Here is a 15,335-nt window from a genome sequence, read left to right as displayed (position 1 = left end):
AAACGACACCGCCGACAACCACCGTTTCGACTCGTCGCTGCCCTCCTCGCTCAACGAGCGAAATGGCGGTCAGGACGAGGCGACCAGCACGCGGCGCAACTCGACGATCTCGTCATCCGCGAGTCCGTGCGCCGCGAGAAACCCGACCGGCGACCCGTACCGCTCACCCAGCCGGTCGAGAAGTCGCCTCATGACCGGTGCCGGCGAACGCGTCGCGAGCTGCTCGATGTTGACGGCCTCGGGGTGCACCGCTCGAATACGCTCGACGACCTCACGATTGCGCTTCTCGGGAAGCAGCATCTCGGTGCGCGCATAGTCGGCGATGACGGCGTCGCGGTCGACGCCCGCCGCGAGCAGGGTGAGTGCGACGGTCACGCCGGTCCGGTCTTTGCCGACCGTGCAGTGCACCAACACGGGCTGATCTTCGACGATGGCGCGCACGACCTCGACGACGCGCGCGGCCGAGGCATCGATCATCTGCCCGTACATCGCATCCAGATCCATGTCCTGCGCGAAGAAAGACCCGACCGAACCGTGAAACAGGGGCACACGGACGGTTTGGACCGACTCGGTGCCGATACTCGGCGAGCGCTCGACCTCGTCGTCTGCACGCAGATCGACCACACGGCGCAGCCCGAGGGTGCCGAGAGCGGTACGCCCCGAATCGGCGACGGCGGCGAGGTTTCCGGAGCGGAACAGGACGCCGTGCCGCGTCACTCCACCTGCGGCGGGCAGACCACCGGTGTCCCGAAAGTTCAGTACTCCGGGGACGAGGGATTCATCGCTCACGCCGGGCCCGCCGGCGTGCCGGCATCCGTCCCGAGCACTGGCTCGAGCGGCGGCACGGGGTACCGCCCCGCGATCGCGACACGGTTGAACGCGTTGATGGAGACGCTCAACCAGCTGATGGCGGTGTACTCCTTCTCCGAGAGGATGCCTCCGACGCGGTCGTAGACCTCGTCCGAGATGCCGCCCTCGTGAATGAACGTGAAGGCCTCCGCGAGTTCGAGCGCCGCTCGCTCGCGCTCCGAGAACACCCCCGACTCTTCCCACGTGGGCAACTGAGCGACAAGGTCCGCCGTCCCACCGGCCTCGATCAAACGCGACACGTGGATGCGGGCACAGTAGGCGCATCCGTTCAGTTGCGAGATGTGCAGCAGCACGATCTCGCGCAGACGCTCCTCGATGCCGTTCTCACGAGCAATGGCGCCGACGGCCTTCGAGAACGCATCGAGTGTGCGGAAGGCGGTGGGCTCCGCGCGGGAGAGGTGCACCCGCGGCTGAGTCATGCGCCCATTCTATCCGCGCGGCACCCCGCGAGCCTCTGTCACTCGAATTCGCCGCGACTCGCGAACGACGGCAGAATGGGCACGACCGCGCTTCTGAGCCGTAGAGGACCCTCCCTGATGAGTGACACTTTCGACGAGTTCTCTTTCGTCGCCGAGCAGGCCGAGGCCGCGGGAATCGCAACACCGGAGACGGCACACGAGCGCCTCACGATCCCGCTCGAGGACGGACGGAGCCTGAGCGCCCTGCGCTGGGGGGCCGAGCGCCCGCGGGTGACGTTCCTGCACGGCGCCGGGCTCAACGCACACACCTGGGACACCACCATCCTCGCCCTCGGCATCCCGGCGCTCGCGATCGACCTACCCGGGCACGGCGACTCATCCTGGCGCGACGACGCCGACTATCACCCACGGACGATCGCGCCGGACATCGCTGCCGCTCTGAAAGCCTGGACGGATGCCCCTCAAGTGCTCGTCGGCCAGTCCCTCGGCGGTATCGTCTCGGCGGCCGTGGCTGCGGCGCATCCGGAGTTCGTCCAGTCGCTCATCATCGTCGACGTCACCCCCGGGATCGACCCCGGCGAGGGTCCCGAGGTACTTCGTGAGTTCTTCTCCGGGCCGACCGACTATGCCACGCGTGATGAGCTCGTCGACCGGGCCATGGCCTTCGGCCTCGGCGGCGATCGTCGCGCCACCGAGCGCGGCGTCTACCTGAACACCCGCGTGCGCCCGGACGGCCGCGTCGAGTGGAAGCACCACATGGCGCGCCTGGTCGCGACGGCGCTCGCGCCCGCGTTACCCGAAGCTTCCGCGCCCGGCTCCGGCGAGCCCCCGCGGGAGCCGGTTCTCGGCGCGCACGGCTGGGACGACCTCGCAGCCGTGCGCGCACCGCTGATGCTCATCCGCGGGACGCAGGGTTACGTAACCCCGGCGAACCTCGAGGAGTTCGAACGGCGCCTGCCCGACGCATCCGTGGTCGAGGTGGAAGCGAGCCACAACGTCCAGGAAAACATCCCCGTGGAGCTGGCAAACCTCGTGCGCGAGCGGATCGCCGACTGAGCCGATTCGGCATGCGGGGAACGTATGGCGCGCTTGTGTCGTTATACAACCTTGTGTCGTTATACAACCTTGTGTCGTTATACAACACCGTCAGGTCCGATACACCCGGCTCAGCGCTCTAGGCTGGGTGATCGCAGCAATGACGCACCCCGAGAATTTTCCAGCCGCGGCGATCGCACAGCAATCCGACGCCGCGGTACCTGCGAAAGGACCTCCCACATGTTCCGCCGTCCCGCACTGCTCGCCGCCGCAACGCTCGCGGCCGCAGCTCTCGTCCTCTCCGCCTGCTCGGGCAGCACCGAGCCCGACCCCTCGACGCCCTCTGCGGAAGTCGACCCCAGCGCCACCGTCACGGTGCGCTTGGTGCTCGAGCCGAGCAACCTCAACATCCGGGAGACGTCCGGCGCCGCCCTCGACCAGGTACTCGTCGACAATGTCTATCAGGGCCTGATCTCGCGCACACCCGAGCAGGACATCGTGCCGACTCTCGCAACGGAGTACGACGTGTCGGACGATGGCCTCACCTATACGTTCACGGTGCGGGAGGGCGTTACCTTCCACAACGGCGAGCCCCTCACACCGCAGGATGTCGTCAGCTCGCTGACCACGGCACGTGACAACCCCGCGTTTGTGGACTCGGGACGCCTGGCCGGCATCACCTCGATCACCGCCGAGGGCCAGAACGTCGTCCTCACCCTCGCCACACCCGACTCGACGCTGCTCTGGACACTCACCGGTCGCGCCGGACTGGTGTTCAAGGAGGGCGACACCACCGTCCTCAACACCGCCGAGAACGGCACGGGTCCGTTCACTCTCGCCAACTGGCGCCAGGGCGACAGCATCACACTCGCGCGCTACGACGGCTACTGGGGGGAGCCCGCCGCGGCCGCCGAGGTCGTCTTCGACTACATCCCCGACAACACGGCCGCCCTGAACGCCGCGCTTTCGGGCGAGGTCGATGTGCTGACCGGCTTCGACGCCAACTTCGAGGATCAGATCGAGGCGAACGGTGACTTTGCCCTGGTCACGGGTCCTTCGACCGACAAGGGCACCCTCGCGTTCAACTCGCGCGCCGAGCCGCTCGACGACATTCGGGTGCGCGAGGCCATCCGCCGCGCGATCGATCACGACGCGATCATCGAGGCACTCGGTGCCGGGCAGACCCTGTACGGTCCGATCCCCGAGCTCGACCCGGGCTACGAAGACCTGTCGGACGTCGCCCCGTTCGACCCGGAAGCCGCGCGCGAACTGCTGGCCGAAGCCGGCGAGGAAGACCTCGACCTTACGCTCACGATCCCCTCCTTCTACCCGACCACGATCGCGCAGGTTCTCGTCTCGCAGCTCGCGGATGTCGGCATCACGCTCACGGTCAACTCGGTCGATTTCGCAACCTGGCTACAGGACGTCTACGTCAACCAGGACTACGACCTGAGCTTCGTGCTCCACACCGAGGCGCGCGACTTCGAGAACTGGGCCAACCCGGACTACTACTTCACCTACGACAACCCCGAGGTGCAGCGCCTGTACGCGGCATCCGTCGCCTCGCTGGACGAAGAGACCGCGGCCGACCTGCTGCGCCAGGCCGCGCGCTTGGTCTCGGAAGACATGGCGGCCGACTGGCTGTACAACGGCGAGTCCGTTCTTGCGGTCGGCACGAACGTGTCGGGGATGCCGTCGACCAACGTCAACGAGCGCCTCAACGTCGCGGAGCTGGGTAAGAGCGCCGATTGATCCGATACGCGCTGACACGGCTGCTCCTGCTGCTCGCGGGACTGCTGGTTGCCAGCGTGCTCATCTTCGCCACGCTCCGGGTACTGCCCGGCGACGTGGCGCAGCTGATCGCGGGCGCACAGGGGAGGCCCGAGCAGGTCGCGGCAATTCGCGAGCGGCTCGATCTCGATCAGTCCGTTGTGGCGCAGTACGTCGAGTGGGTCGGCGGGCTGCTGCGGGGTGACCTCGGCACCTCGCTGATCAACGGATCGACGGTCGTCTCAGAGCTCGTGCAGAAGGCCGAGGTCACCGTCCCGCTCGGGCTCATGTCGCTGCTCATCGCTCTGCTGTTCAGCCTGCCGCTCGGGGTGCTCTCGGCCGTGCGGCGCGGGAGGGCGGGCGGCACAGCCATCAACGTCGGCTCACAGGCCCTCGCCGCCGTGCCGGTCGTCTGGGCGGGCATGATGCTGGTCGTCGTGTTCTCGGTATGGCTCGGATGGCTCCCCGCCCAGGGATTCCCGCGCGCGGGATGGAGCGATCCCGCGGCCGCCCTCAGATCGCTGCTGCTGCCCGCACTGACGATCGGCATCGTCGAGGGGGCACTACTTTTGCGGTTCGTTCGGAGCGCGACACTGCAGGCGGCCGGACAGGACTTCGTGCGCACCGCCGCAGCGAAGGGGCTCACCCGCACGCAGGCACTGCTGCGCCACGGCCTGCCGAGCGTCGGCCTCTCGGTCATCACGGTGCTGGCGCTGCAGGTCGCCGGCATCATCGTCGGCTCGGTCATCATCGAGCAACTCTTTGGCCTGCCCGGAATCGGGCGCATGCTGGTGGAGGATGTCCAAAATCGCGATCTTCCGAAGGTGCAGGGCGAGCTGCTCGTGCTGACCGGTTTCGTGCTGGTTCTCGGCTTCGTGGTCGACCTCGTCCACCGCGCTCTTGACCCCCGACAGCGGGAGGCGTAGTGAGTACGCGTCGTCGCGGGAGCACCCTCGGCCGGGTCTGGCGCCAGTGGACCGGCAGGTTCGGGCTGATCATCGTCGGCCTGGTCGTTCTCGCCGCCGCGGTGTCACTCGTGTGGACCCCTTTCAACCCGCAGAGCATCGACATCGCCGATCGGTGGGCACCGCCCGGATGGCCTCACCTGCTCGGCACCGACAACACCGGCCGCGACATCCTCAGCATCCTCATGGCGGGTGCCCGCACGACGGTGTTCGTCGCCGACGGCGCGGGCATCGTCGCGACCGTCTTCGGCGTCTTGCTCGCGGCGCTCGGAGCGCTCACGGCCCGCTGGCTGCGTGAGTCGATCGCGGTGCTGGTCGACATCCTGATCGCCTTCCCCGTCTTGCTGATCGCGATGATGATCTCGGCCGTCTGGGGGGGATCGCTCTGGGTCGTGGTGTGGTCGGTCGGCATCGGATTCGGCGTCAACATCGCCCGTGTGATGAGGCCCGAGCTGCGGCGGGTGCTGCACAGCGACTTCGTGATGGCCGGGAAAGCAGCAGGTCTCACCCCCGTACAAAACCTTGCACGTCACCTGCTACCGAACGTCGCGCCGGTTTTCATCGTGCAGTTGTCGTGGTCGATGGCGGTCGCGGTTCTGGCCGAGGCGGGTCTCTCGTACCTCGGCTTCGGGGCATCGGTCACCGAGCCGTCGTGGGGTCGTCTTCTCGCCGACCTTCAGGGGTATCTGACCGTCTACCCGTTGTCGGTGCTGTGGCCGGGACTCGTCATCACCTTCACAGTTCTCGCGCTCAACCTGCTCGGCGATGCGATTCGAGAGGCGACTGATCCGACGCTCCGCCAGTCCGGCGGCTCGGCACGTGCCGCTCGTACCCATGTACCGGAGGTCGTCTCGTGAGCCTCGTCGTGCGCGACCTCGTGATCGAGATCGACGGTAACCGTGTCGTCGATGGTGTGTCGTTCGATGTTCCGGATGGCACACGCCTCGGGCTCATCGGCGAATCCGGTTCGGGTAAGTCGCTGACCGCGCTCGCGATCCTGGGGCTGCTTCCCGAGGGGGCCGAGGCATCCGGCAGTATCGTCTGGGACGGCCGGGAGCTGATGGGGATGTCGGATCGCGAACTCGCCGCTCTGCGCGGCGATGACATCGGCATCGTCTTCCAAGAACCCCGGGCGGCGCTGAACCCCATCCGCACCGTCGGGCGCCAGATCGCGGAATCGATCCGCATCCACGAGCGCGCGTCGAAGCGCGACGCGTGGCAGCGGGCGCTGGGTGAGGCCGAACGCGTACGGTTGCCCGATCCCCCGCAGCTCCTGACGCGCTACCCCCACCAGCTCTCGGGCGGTCAGTTGCAGCGCGTCGCGATCGCGATGGCGCTCGCGTGCCGGCCGCGACTGCTGATCGCCGACGAGCCGACGACCGCGCTCGACGTCACGATCCAGGCCGAGATCCTGCGGCTCCTGCATACGCTCGTCGACGAGGACGGGATGTCGCTCGTCTTCATCACGCACGACCTCGCCGTGCTGTCACAGATCGCCACGCACGGCATCGTGCTCGAGCACGGCCGGGTCGTCGAGTCCGCGCCCGTCCGCGAGCTCCTCACCGCACCGCGCTCCCCCGTTACGCAGGGCCTGCTGCGCGATGCCACCGCGACGCTCTGGCGCTCGGCCGACCAACTCGAGGCGGAAGCCCGCGGCGCGGAGGATGCATCATGAACCGCGACATGCTGCTCACCGGACGCGGCCTGAACCGACGCCACACCCTGCCGCGGCGGACCCTCTTCGAGCCGCGCCGCGTCACGACAGCGCTCGAAGACGCCGACATCGACGTGCGCGCGGGCGAGTCCGTCGGGATCATCGGCGAGTCCGGATCGGGCAAGTCGACCCTCGTGCGGCTGCTGCTCGCGCTCGATGCCCCGACATCCGGAACCGTGTCGTTCGAGGACAGGGACGTGGATGCCTCGGCCTCCGCCCGCGACCTGCACTGGCTGCGGCGGGGCACCGGCATCGTGTTCCAGGATCCGTACTCTTCGCTCGACCCGCGGATGAGCGTCGGCCGGATCGTCGGCGAGCCGCTCTGGGCGCTCGGTATCGAGGGCGACCGTCGCGCGCGAGTTCGCGAGGTGCTCGATCTCGTCGGACTCGATCCCGCGATGGCCGAGCGCTTCCCGCACGAGTTCTCGGGTGGCCAGCGGCAGCGCATCGCGCTCGCCCGCGCCATCGCGCACCGACCGCGCCTGCTCGTCGGCGACGAACCGCTCTCGGCCCTCGACGTCACGGTGCGCGCGCAGATCCTTGCTCTGCTGAAGAAGCTCCGCGTCGAGCAGGGTATGGCGCTCCTGTTGGTCTCGCACGACATCGGGGTCGTCCAGAACGTGTGCGACACGGTCATCGTCATGAAGGATGGCCGCATCGTGGAAGAGGGCCCGACCGAACGGGTTCTGCTCGAGCCGCAGGTCGCCTACACCCGGCGCCTGCTCGACTCCATCCCGACCATCACCCCCTAGATGAGTGAGTCCGTTTGGTTCAGTGGTCGTAGGCGATGAGGGAGCGTTTGGCGGGGGCGTTGGTGAGCCAGTTGTGCCAGATGCCGGCGGCGAGGGCGAGGAGTCTTGCGGCGACGCGGGAGTAGACGCCTGCGGGGGTTCTGCCGCCGTGGTCTTCGAGGGTGAGTTGGCCTTTGAGGGTGTCGAACACGGACTCGACCCATTGTCGGATGCTGCCGAGTTTCCCGAACCTGGGGGTCTCGTCTTTGCGGTCGGGGCGGATCAGGTGCGCGCCGAGTTCGTTGGTGACGAAGTCCTCGAACTGCTTCCCAGCGAAGCCTTTGTCGCCAACGATGACCTGTCCAGGCTGGATGAGGTGTCTGTCGTGGTCGAGCATCGCTTGGGTGGCTTCGCGTTCACCGATCTTCGGGCTCGCGAGTCCCCAGATCACGGGCATTCCGTCGGGAGTGCAGATCAGATAGAGCCGGAAGCCCCAGAAGTATCGGGAGTGGGATGCGCAGTATCCGTAGTCGGCGTGCCCGGCAAGGTCTGAGCGTTTCACGGTCTCCCGCGATTTCCCGCACGGTAACGGGGTCGAGTCCACCAGCCGGGTGATCTCACCCCAGGACGGGGTGTCACGGGCCAGCTCGGTGATCACCGCAGAGAGAAGCCCGGTGGATTGGCGGACGCGTTTGCCCCACCCGGACTGGCCGGGCAGGTTCGGGAACATGCCCTTCAGGTGAGCGTGCGCGTATCGGATCCATTTCCGATCCGACGCGATCCCGAGCAGGTGTTGCGCGACCAGCAGGCAGAGCAATTCCGCGTCGTTGAGGGCGGGTTTGCGGCCCGGGTGGTGATCGCGGGTGAAGCCGATCGCGGGCAGGATCCGGTCATCGAGGTGGACGTAGAGTGTGATCAGGAGGGTGTTGAGTTCAGTTTTCACACACCGGGGTTAACACCCTCCGCCTGCGATTAACAGCATCCACGCCGACCCAGCCAAACGGACTCACTCATCTAGCGCTCCGTTTGGCCAGGCCTCACGACGCGTTCAGATAGCGGATGACCGCCTGAACGCGCCGATGGCTGTCGCTCGCCGAGGGCAGCCCGAGCGCGACGTAGATATGCGAGACGTGCTGCACGACGGCCTTCTCCGTGAGAAAGAGCGTCGCCGCGAAGTTGGCATTGCTGCGCCCCTCGGCCACAAGTGCGAGCACCTCGCGCTGCCGAGGGGTGAGTTCTCCCACGGCACGCTCGGGGTAGCGTGGGCACGTGATCTGGAGCGTCGGCAGTACCGTGCTGGGTGCGGCCATCATCGCGTACGGGCTGACCGACATCTTCCTCACCTTGTTGCACCCGCACGCGCGCGGACGGATGACCCGCGGCATCGTCTCCGGGGTCTGGCATCTGACTTCGGGGCTCGGCCCACGGGCACGGGCGGCATCCGGACCGATCGCAACACTCGCCGTCGTGCTCGCGTGGGCGACCGCCCAAGCGGTCGGATGGGCACTCGTCTATCTGCCCCATGTGCCGGAGGGCTTCCTGTACAACGAGGGTATAGACCCCGATCGCTACGTCGACTTCTTCGAAGCCCTGTACGTCTCGCTGGTGTCGCTGTCGACCGTCGGGTTCGGCGAGGTCGTGCCGATCGAACCGATCATCCGAATCCTCGCCCCTGTCCAGGCAGTGATCGGATTCGCGCTCCTGACCGCATCGGCGACCTGGCTGCTGCAGCTCTTCCCCACGCTCGGGCGCCGTCGGTCGACCGCACTGTCGCTGACGATGCTCGGCAGAGCGGGATACGCGGACCGACTGCACGAGATGGATGCAGCGTCCGCCGCGACGGTCGTGCGCGGTGTCGCGCAACAGATCGCCGCGGTCCGCGTCGACCTCAGCCAGAGCCCGGAGTCGTACTACTTTCGCGAAGGCCAAGCCCCGACCTCCCTGGGCCGCGCGCTCCCCGTCGCCGTCGCACTTGCCGCCGCGGCACGCACCTCACCGAATACGGACCTCTCCATGGCAGGCACGGTGCTCGAGGACGCGCTCGAAGACCTCGGCGCGTGCCTGCGCGACAACTTCGGCGCTCGCGGGGAGTCCCGCGCGGACTTCATCGACTCCTTCGCGCGTGACCACGCGTGAGTCGGGCGGGCCACCGTCGACGCACCCGGCACAGCGCACGACGGCTACAGTTCGCGACATTCGCTACGTCGATCGATGGCGCGGATGACGAATGCTGTAGCCCTCGTGTGATCACGCACCAGCGTTTCGACTCGTCGCTACGCTCCTCGCTCAACGAACGCACCCGGGCCACCGGTTTGAGCAAGCAAAGCGAGTCGAAACGCGCATGCCGAGCGAGCAAGGCCCACCGGTCGTTGAGCGAGCGCAGCGAGACGAAACGCCCCTCGCTTAACGAGCGGGTCGAGGAGTCAGCGGCTGAACAGACCGCGCTTCTTCTTTTTCTTCGGCGACAGCGATTTCTGCAGGTAGACCGTGCCGAGCCAGCGGCCGAATTTGAAGCCCACGCGCCCCATCCGCCCGACCTCGGCGAAACCGAGCTTCTCGTGCAGGGCGATCGAGGCATCCGCTCCCTTGTCGCTGATCACGGCGACGATCTCGCGGATGCCCTTCTCTTCGCAGGCCTCGATCAGCGCCTCGAGGAGGGCCCGACCGAGGCCCTTGCCCGCAGCCGCGTGACCGAGATAGATCGAGTTCTCGACCGTGTAGCGGAAGGCGGACTTGCCCGCCCAGGGCTGCACGAGCGCGTAGCCGAGGATCTGGCCACTCGGAGATTCCGCGACGAGGAACGGAAGCTCCAGCTTGGCGAGATGCTCGAACTTCTCACGCCACTGTCGGAGCGTCCAGCGCTTCTCATCGAATGTCACAACGGAGTTGGTGACGTAGTAGTTGTAGATCTCACGGATGTCCGGGATGTCCGCCGGAGTGGCCGGGCGGATCTCGTACGAAAACGGCCGCTCGGGCTCGGGCAACTTGCGCAGGTGACGAGGAGGGCGCCGCTTCTGCTTGTCGTATTCCTCCTCCAGCATCAGTCCAGCCTACGCGGGCAGACCCCAGTCGACGGCGGTCGATCCGGCCTTTTCGAGCATCTCGTTGGCCCGTGAGAACGGCTTCGATCCGAAGAATCCACGCGAAGCGGACAAGGGTGACGGATGCGCGGATTCGATGATCGGCGTTGCGCCGAGCAGCGGTCGCAGGTTCGCGGCATCCCTCCCCCACAGGATCGCGACGAGCGGACGATCACGCGCGGCGAGCGTGCGGATCGCGAGTTCCGTGACCTTCTCCCATCCCCAGCCGCGATGTGACCCGGATACGCCGGGCGTGACTGTCAGCACACGGTTCAGCAGCATGATGCCCTGGTCGGCCCACGCGGACAGATCACCGTGTGGTGCCGGCGCGATGCCGAGATCGCTGCCCAGCTCTTTGTAGATGTTCGCGAGGCTCCGCGGAAGGGGGCGGACATCCCGCTCCACGGCGAAGGAGAGCCCGATCGGATGTCCCGGCGTCGGGTACGGGTCCTGCCCGACGATCAACACCTTGACCTCGTCGAGGGGACGCTGGAATGCGCGCAACACGCGATCACCCGCGGGCAAATAGCCCCGCCCTGCCGCGGCCTCCGCACGCAGGCGCTCGCCGAGCGCAGCGATGTCGGGAGCGACGGGCTCGAGAGCGCGGGCCCAGCCCGCATCGATCAGGCCGTCGTCGGCGAGTTGCGCGAGCGAGCGAGCCACGGGATCAGGAGGCATCCTCTTCGATGACCGAACCCTTCCACGACCAGGGGAAGTCGATCCACAATGCCGTCTCGCGCCAGGAGTAGTCCGGCATCGCGATCGAACCGGGCTTGGTGTAGATCGTGGCCGAGCGGACGTCCGCGCCGCGTTCGCTCAGCAGGCGCACGGCGAGCGCGAGAGTCCGACCGCTGTCGGCCACGTCATCCACGAGCAACACGCGACGCCCGTCGAGGTACTCCATGTCGAGTTCGGGGCGGAGGAGTTCGGGAGCATCCAGGACCGTGCCGATGCCGGTGTAGAACTCCACGTTCAGGGCACCGCAGTTCTTCGCGCCGAGGGCGTAAGCCATCGCGCCGCCGGGCAACAGACCCCCGCGCGCGATCGCAACGACGACCTCGGGAACGAAACCGTCGGCGACGATCGTCCGGGCAAGATCGCGACATGCCTCCCCGAAACCGTCCCAGGTCAGGTGCTCGCGCTCCCCCGTGTATTCACCCATGCGGGGCGACTCCTTCCCGGCTCACGCCGTCGTCGTGCATCTCAGTTGAGCCCTGCGCTGCCGCAGAATCACTCGTGCTCCGGGCGAACTCGCAGCGGTCCACGAGCCAGGAGGTGTTGCGCGGACTGCGCCACGGGGCGCATCGTCACGAGATCCAGGTTGACGTGAGCCGGAGCGTTCATCGCGTAGACGATGACGTCCGCGACATCCGACGCGACGAGGGGTGCTTCGACACCGTCATACACGCGATCCGCCGCCGCCGTATCTCCACCCAGCCGGTTGAGGGTGAACTCGGGCGTATAGACCATGCCCGGCGCGACCTCGACCACGCGGATCGGTTCGCCATTGAGCTCGAGGCGCAGGGCGTGCACGAGCATCGCCTCAGCCGCCTTGGCCGCGTTGTAGCCGGCGCCGCCGGGGTAGGCGACCTGCGCGGCCGTCGACGTCACGAAAACAGCATCGGCATGGCCGCCATCTGCCGCCGCCGCGCGCATGAGGGGCAGCAAAGCGACGACGAGACGCTGCGTGGAGAGCACATTGACCTCGTACATCCACGTCCAGTCGGACGGGTCGCCGTCCTCGACGCGCTGCGTACCGCGAGCGCCGCCCGCGATCTGCACGAACGCGTTCACGGGCCCCGTGCTCTCGAGCCAGTCGGCGAGGGCATCGACGTCTGCCTGGTTGGTCAGGTCGGCGGCGAACACCTCGGCGCCGGTCTCGTGTGCAAGCTCTGCGAGACGTTCGGCCCGGCGGGCCACACCGACCACATCCCAGCCTGCTTTGCGGAGGGCCACCACGGTCGCCCAACCGATTCCCGAACTCGCACCGGTCACAACCGCACGCCTATTTGCCACGGACCCACGCTAGTCCGCCCCGACGGGGTGAACGAACTCGGCGACCCCGCCCGGGCCTGCGAACGGAGACACCAACGGAGACACCAACGGAGCCACGACAAGTGTTACGTAACATTTCCGGACCATTGTCGGGACATCCGTCGATCCGTAGCCTCGCTACAGACGCGACAGCCGCCGCGCCCACAAACCACAGGAGTACCCACCATGTCCGCACCGGAAAACTGGCGCTTCGAAACCAAGCAGGTCCACTCGGGCGCTCAGCCCGACCCGACCACCAAGGCACGCGCGACGCCGATCTATCAGACGACGTCGTACGTCTTCGACAACACCGAGCACGCCGCGAACCTCTTCTCGCTGGCCGAGTTCGGCAACATTTACACGCGCATCATGAACCCGACGCAGGATGTCGTCGAGCAGCGCCTCGCCGCGCTCGAGGGCGGCACCGGTGCCCTCCTCGTCGCAAGCGGCCAGGCAGCCGAGACGTACGCGGTGCTCAACATCGCGCAGGCCGGCGACCACATCGTCTCGTCGTCATCGATTTACGGCGGAACCTACAACCTGTTCAAGTACACGCTCGCCAAGCTCGGTATCGAGACGACGTTCGTTGAAAACCAGGACGATGCGGACGAGTGGCGCGCTGCTGTCCGCCCGAACACGAAGCTGTTCTTCGGTGAGACGATCGGCAACCCGAAGATCAACATCCTCGACATCGCGAAGGTTGCGGGCGTCGCGCACGAGCTCGGTGTTCCGCTGATCGTCGACAACACGATCGCGACCCCGTACCTCATCCGTCCGCTCGAGCACGGCGCCGACATCGTCGTGCACTCGGCCACGAAGTTCCTCGGCGGTCACGGCACGGTCATCGGTGGAGTCATCGTCGACGGCGGCAAGTTCGCCTGGTCGCAGAACGTCGAGAAGTTCCCCGGCCTCACCGAGCCCGACCCGTCGTACCACGGCGCCAGCTACACCACGGCCGTCGGCGACGCGCTCGCCTATGTCATCAAGGCCCGCGTCACGCTCCTGCGTGACCTCGGTGCCTCGATCGCGCCGCAGAGCGCCTGGCTGCTCATCCAGGGCATCGAGACCCTGTCACTGCGCATCGAGCGTCACGTGCAGAACGCGCAGGAGATCGCCGAGTGGTTGGAAGACCACGAAGATGTCGCGTCGGTCAACTACTCGGGCCTGCCGTCGTCGCCCTGGTACGCCGCCGCGAACACGTATGCCCCGAAGGGCGTCGGTGCGGTGCTGTCGTTCGAGCTCAAGGGCGGTGTCGAAGCGGGTCGCGAGTTCGTGAACTCGCTCGAGCTGTTCAGCCACCTCGCCAACATCGGCGACGTCCGCTCGCTCGTCATCCACCCGGCGTCGACGACGCACTCGCAACTGACGCCCGAGCAGCAGCTCACGTCCGGCGTGACGCCGGGCCTCGTGCGCCTGTCGGTCGGTATCGAGAACATCGCGGACCTCAAGGCCGACCTCGAGCAGGCGCTCGCCGCCGCCCGCAAGGTCTCGGAGGCCGCGCGCGCGTAGTTTCGCGTCACCGGATGCCCCGCGCTCATCCCCCTCGAGGAGATGTGCGCGGGGCATCCGTGTTCTCCGCTGCGGCGCGTTCTCTCGCGGCGGCGGCGGACCATGCATCGAACGGTCGCGACTCGCCGTGCGCGCTCACACCTGCACGGCGAGTCGCGACCGTTCGATGACGCGCGAGGCCGCGGCTAGGCGGGCCCCTCGGCCAGGACAGCCGCGGCGAGAACCTCGGCGATGGGTGTGACGTTGAACCCGGGATCGAGCGATCGCTGCAGCACCGCGCCGTCCACAGAGGCAGTGATCGTCGCGGCGAGCGCCGATGCTGCGGCCGGAGCGACGCCCGCGGACTCGAGCGTCGACGCGATTCGCCCACGGTATACGTCGAGCAAGGTGGCGATCTCGACGCGCAGCGCCTCGTCCCGACCAGCCGCCGGAAGCGACTCGTGCAGCAGGCGCAACTCGCGGCTCGCGGACGCTCCGCCCGGCCCGGGACTGACGAGTTCTGTCACCCACGCGACCACACCGGCGGGCGTCGGGTCGAACGCAGCCATCGGCTGATCGAAAAATCGCCGGATCGCCCGTATGGTCGCTTCGCGTCGCAAGTTATCTATGCTGCCCGCGTGATAGTGCACCAGTCCCTGCGCGAGACCCGCACGATCCGCGACGCGGCGTGTCGTCGCGGCCGACCATCCCTCGTCGGCGATGACGGCTTCGGTCGCATCCAGCAGGCGCACCATCGGCGCATCCGGACTCACGACACGAGGCCCTTGATCGCGAGGGTCATGACGACGCCCGCGAGTGCGAGGCTTGCGACCTCGAGCACGAGCAGCTGCGACGGCAGAGCATCCTTCACGACCGGAAACACGCGCCCGAGGTCGAGCGCGAAAACCGCGGTGTACAGGAAGCCGATGACGAGTGCGACGACCAGGCTGCCGCCGACCTCGGCGATCGCAAATCCTGCGGTTGCGAGGCTCGCGACCCCGAGGCTGATCAAGAACACGTTGAACAGGTTGAATTGCCAGCGCGGCAGTTCCGAGAAATCGCGGGTGTCGACCTGCCCACCTGGCGCCATCGGCGTCAGTGTGAAGGCAAGCGCGACGAGCAAACACGCGATGGCGGTAAAGATGACGGACATCCGGGCTCCTTGATGAAATGTTGAGCAAACGCCTTGGGCGCTTGCTCAACTCCTACTCCTTCATCGCGATCCGCCA

The 15,335-nt window shown here is 67.2% G+C and carries 18 protein-coding genes; 8 read left to right on the top strand and 10 right to left on the bottom strand.

The annotated features are described in order from the left end of the window. Nucleotides 1-69 precede the first annotated feature (69 nt). Together ACT9TC_RS14475 and ACT9TC_RS14470 are read right to left on the bottom strand one after the other, a co-directional pair. Nucleotides 70-789 (bottom strand): tyrosine-protein phosphatase, encoded by a 720-nt coding sequence (locus ACT9TC_RS14475; RefSeq protein ID WP_458041157.1) that lies wholly within the window; start codon nucleotides 787-789, stop codon nucleotides 70-72. After that, the gene (locus tag ACT9TC_RS14470) at nucleotides 786-1,289 is read right to left on the bottom strand and encodes a carboxymuconolactone decarboxylase family protein (RefSeq protein WP_458041156.1); all 504 of its coding nucleotides are present in this window, start codon (nucleotides 1,287-1,289) and stop codon (nucleotides 786-788) included. The genes ACT9TC_RS14475 and ACT9TC_RS14470 overlap by 4 nt, the downstream gene beginning before the upstream one ends. Before the next feature lie 117 nt (nucleotides 1,290-1,406). On the opposite strand from ACT9TC_RS14470, the gene ACT9TC_RS14465 reads away from it, so the two are divergent. From ACT9TC_RS14465 to ACT9TC_RS14440, 6 genes are all read left to right on the top strand, one after another. Next, on the top strand, nucleotides 1,407-2,345 hold the full coding sequence (locus ACT9TC_RS14465) for an alpha/beta fold hydrolase (protein ID WP_458041155.1): 939 nt from the start codon (nucleotides 1,407-1,409) through the stop codon (nucleotides 2,343-2,345). Between the two features lie 219 nt (nucleotides 2,346-2,564). Next, complete coding sequence (locus tag ACT9TC_RS14460; RefSeq protein WP_458041154.1) at nucleotides 2,565-4,076, top strand: ABC transporter substrate-binding protein; 1,512 nt, start codon at nucleotides 2,565-2,567, stop codon at nucleotides 4,074-4,076. After that, nucleotides 4,073-5,020, top strand: coding sequence for an ABC transporter permease (locus ACT9TC_RS14455; RefSeq protein ID WP_458041153.1), 948 nt, complete (start codon nucleotides 4,073-4,075; stop codon nucleotides 5,018-5,020). Before ACT9TC_RS14460 ends, ACT9TC_RS14455 begins: the two co-directional genes overlap by 4 nt. Beyond that, the gene (locus tag ACT9TC_RS14450; protein ID WP_458041152.1) at nucleotides 5,020-5,916 is read left to right on the top strand and encodes an ABC transporter permease; all 897 of its coding nucleotides are present in this window, start codon (nucleotides 5,020-5,022) and stop codon (nucleotides 5,914-5,916) included. Before ACT9TC_RS14455 ends, ACT9TC_RS14450 begins: the two co-directional genes overlap by 1 nt. Then, nucleotides 5,913-6,734, top strand: coding sequence for an ABC transporter ATP-binding protein (locus ACT9TC_RS14445; RefSeq protein WP_458041151.1), 822 nt, complete (start codon nucleotides 5,913-5,915; stop codon nucleotides 6,732-6,734). Before ACT9TC_RS14450 ends, ACT9TC_RS14445 begins: the two co-directional genes overlap by 4 nt. Continuing rightward, nucleotides 6,731-7,525 (top strand): ABC transporter ATP-binding protein, encoded by a 795-nt coding sequence (locus ACT9TC_RS14440; protein ID WP_458041150.1) that lies wholly within the window; start codon nucleotides 6,731-6,733, stop codon nucleotides 7,523-7,525. Before ACT9TC_RS14445 ends, ACT9TC_RS14440 begins: the two co-directional genes overlap by 4 nt. A 19-nt stretch (nucleotides 7,526-7,544) precedes the next feature. Here ACT9TC_RS14440 and ACT9TC_RS14435 read toward each other — a convergent pair whose 3' ends face one another. Continuing rightward, nucleotides 7,545-8,447, bottom strand: coding sequence for an IS982 family transposase (locus ACT9TC_RS14435; RefSeq protein ID WP_458040813.1), 903 nt, complete (start codon nucleotides 8,445-8,447; stop codon nucleotides 7,545-7,547). A 94-nt stretch (nucleotides 8,448-8,541) separates the two neighbouring features. Continuing rightward, nucleotides 8,542-8,748, bottom strand: coding sequence for a response regulator transcription factor (locus ACT9TC_RS14430; protein ID WP_458041149.1), 207 nt, complete (start codon nucleotides 8,746-8,748; stop codon nucleotides 8,542-8,544). 25 nt (nucleotides 8,749-8,773) lie between these two features. Between ACT9TC_RS14430 and ACT9TC_RS14425 the strand changes: the two genes are divergently transcribed. Then, the gene (locus ACT9TC_RS14425) at nucleotides 8,774-9,640 is read left to right on the top strand and encodes a potassium channel family protein (protein ID WP_458041148.1); all 867 of its coding nucleotides are present in this window, start codon (nucleotides 8,774-8,776) and stop codon (nucleotides 9,638-9,640) included. Nucleotides 9,641-9,927: 287 nt separating this feature from the next. Here the strand turns inward: ACT9TC_RS14425 and ACT9TC_RS14420 are convergent, their stop codons facing one another. The 4 genes from ACT9TC_RS14420 to ACT9TC_RS14405 form a co-directional block, all read right to left on the bottom strand. Then, entirely contained in the window at nucleotides 9,928-10,545 is a 618-nt protein-coding gene (locus ACT9TC_RS14420) for an N-acetyltransferase family protein (protein WP_458041147.1), read from the bottom strand. Between the two features lie 9 nt (nucleotides 10,546-10,554). Next, nucleotides 10,555-11,262, bottom strand: a complete 708-nt coding sequence (locus tag ACT9TC_RS14415) for a uracil-DNA glycosylase (RefSeq protein WP_458041146.1) — start codon at nucleotides 11,260-11,262, stop codon at nucleotides 10,555-10,557. Continuing rightward, a complete protein-coding gene (locus ACT9TC_RS14410; protein ID WP_458041145.1) occupies nucleotides 11,252-11,746 on the bottom strand; it encodes a phosphoribosyltransferase in 495 nt (164 codons plus the stop codon). The genes ACT9TC_RS14415 and ACT9TC_RS14410 overlap by 11 nt, the downstream gene beginning before the upstream one ends. A 68-nt stretch (nucleotides 11,747-11,814) precedes the next feature. Beyond that, nucleotides 11,815-12,600 (bottom strand): SDR family oxidoreductase, encoded by a 786-nt coding sequence (locus ACT9TC_RS14405; RefSeq protein WP_458041144.1) that lies wholly within the window; start codon nucleotides 12,598-12,600, stop codon nucleotides 11,815-11,817. Between the two features lie 204 nt (nucleotides 12,601-12,804). On the opposite strand from ACT9TC_RS14405, the gene ACT9TC_RS14400 reads away from it, so the two are divergent. Then, nucleotides 12,805-14,127: a bifunctional o-acetylhomoserine/o-acetylserine sulfhydrylase gene (locus ACT9TC_RS14400; protein WP_458041143.1), complete on the top strand. Its 1,323-nt coding sequence runs from the start codon at nucleotides 12,805-12,807 to the stop codon at nucleotides 14,125-14,127. 185 nt (nucleotides 14,128-14,312) lie between these two features. On the opposite strand, the gene ACT9TC_RS14395 is transcribed toward ACT9TC_RS14400, so the two are convergent. Continuing rightward, nucleotides 14,313-14,879: a TetR/AcrR family transcriptional regulator gene (locus ACT9TC_RS14395; protein ID WP_458041142.1), complete on the bottom strand. Its 567-nt coding sequence runs from the start codon at nucleotides 14,877-14,879 to the stop codon at nucleotides 14,313-14,315. Further along, nucleotides 14,876-15,259 carry a hypothetical protein gene (locus ACT9TC_RS14390; protein ID WP_458041141.1) on the bottom strand — a complete coding sequence of 128 codons (384 nt, stop codon included), beginning with the start codon at nucleotides 15,257-15,259 and terminating at the stop codon, nucleotides 14,876-14,878. The genes ACT9TC_RS14395 and ACT9TC_RS14390 overlap by 4 nt, the downstream gene beginning before the upstream one ends. Between the last annotated feature and the right edge of the window lie 76 nt (nucleotides 15,260-15,335).

Source organism: Microbacterium sp. HM-570, assembly GCF_054165885.1.
This window is presented reverse-complemented; position numbering and strand designations above follow the sequence as displayed.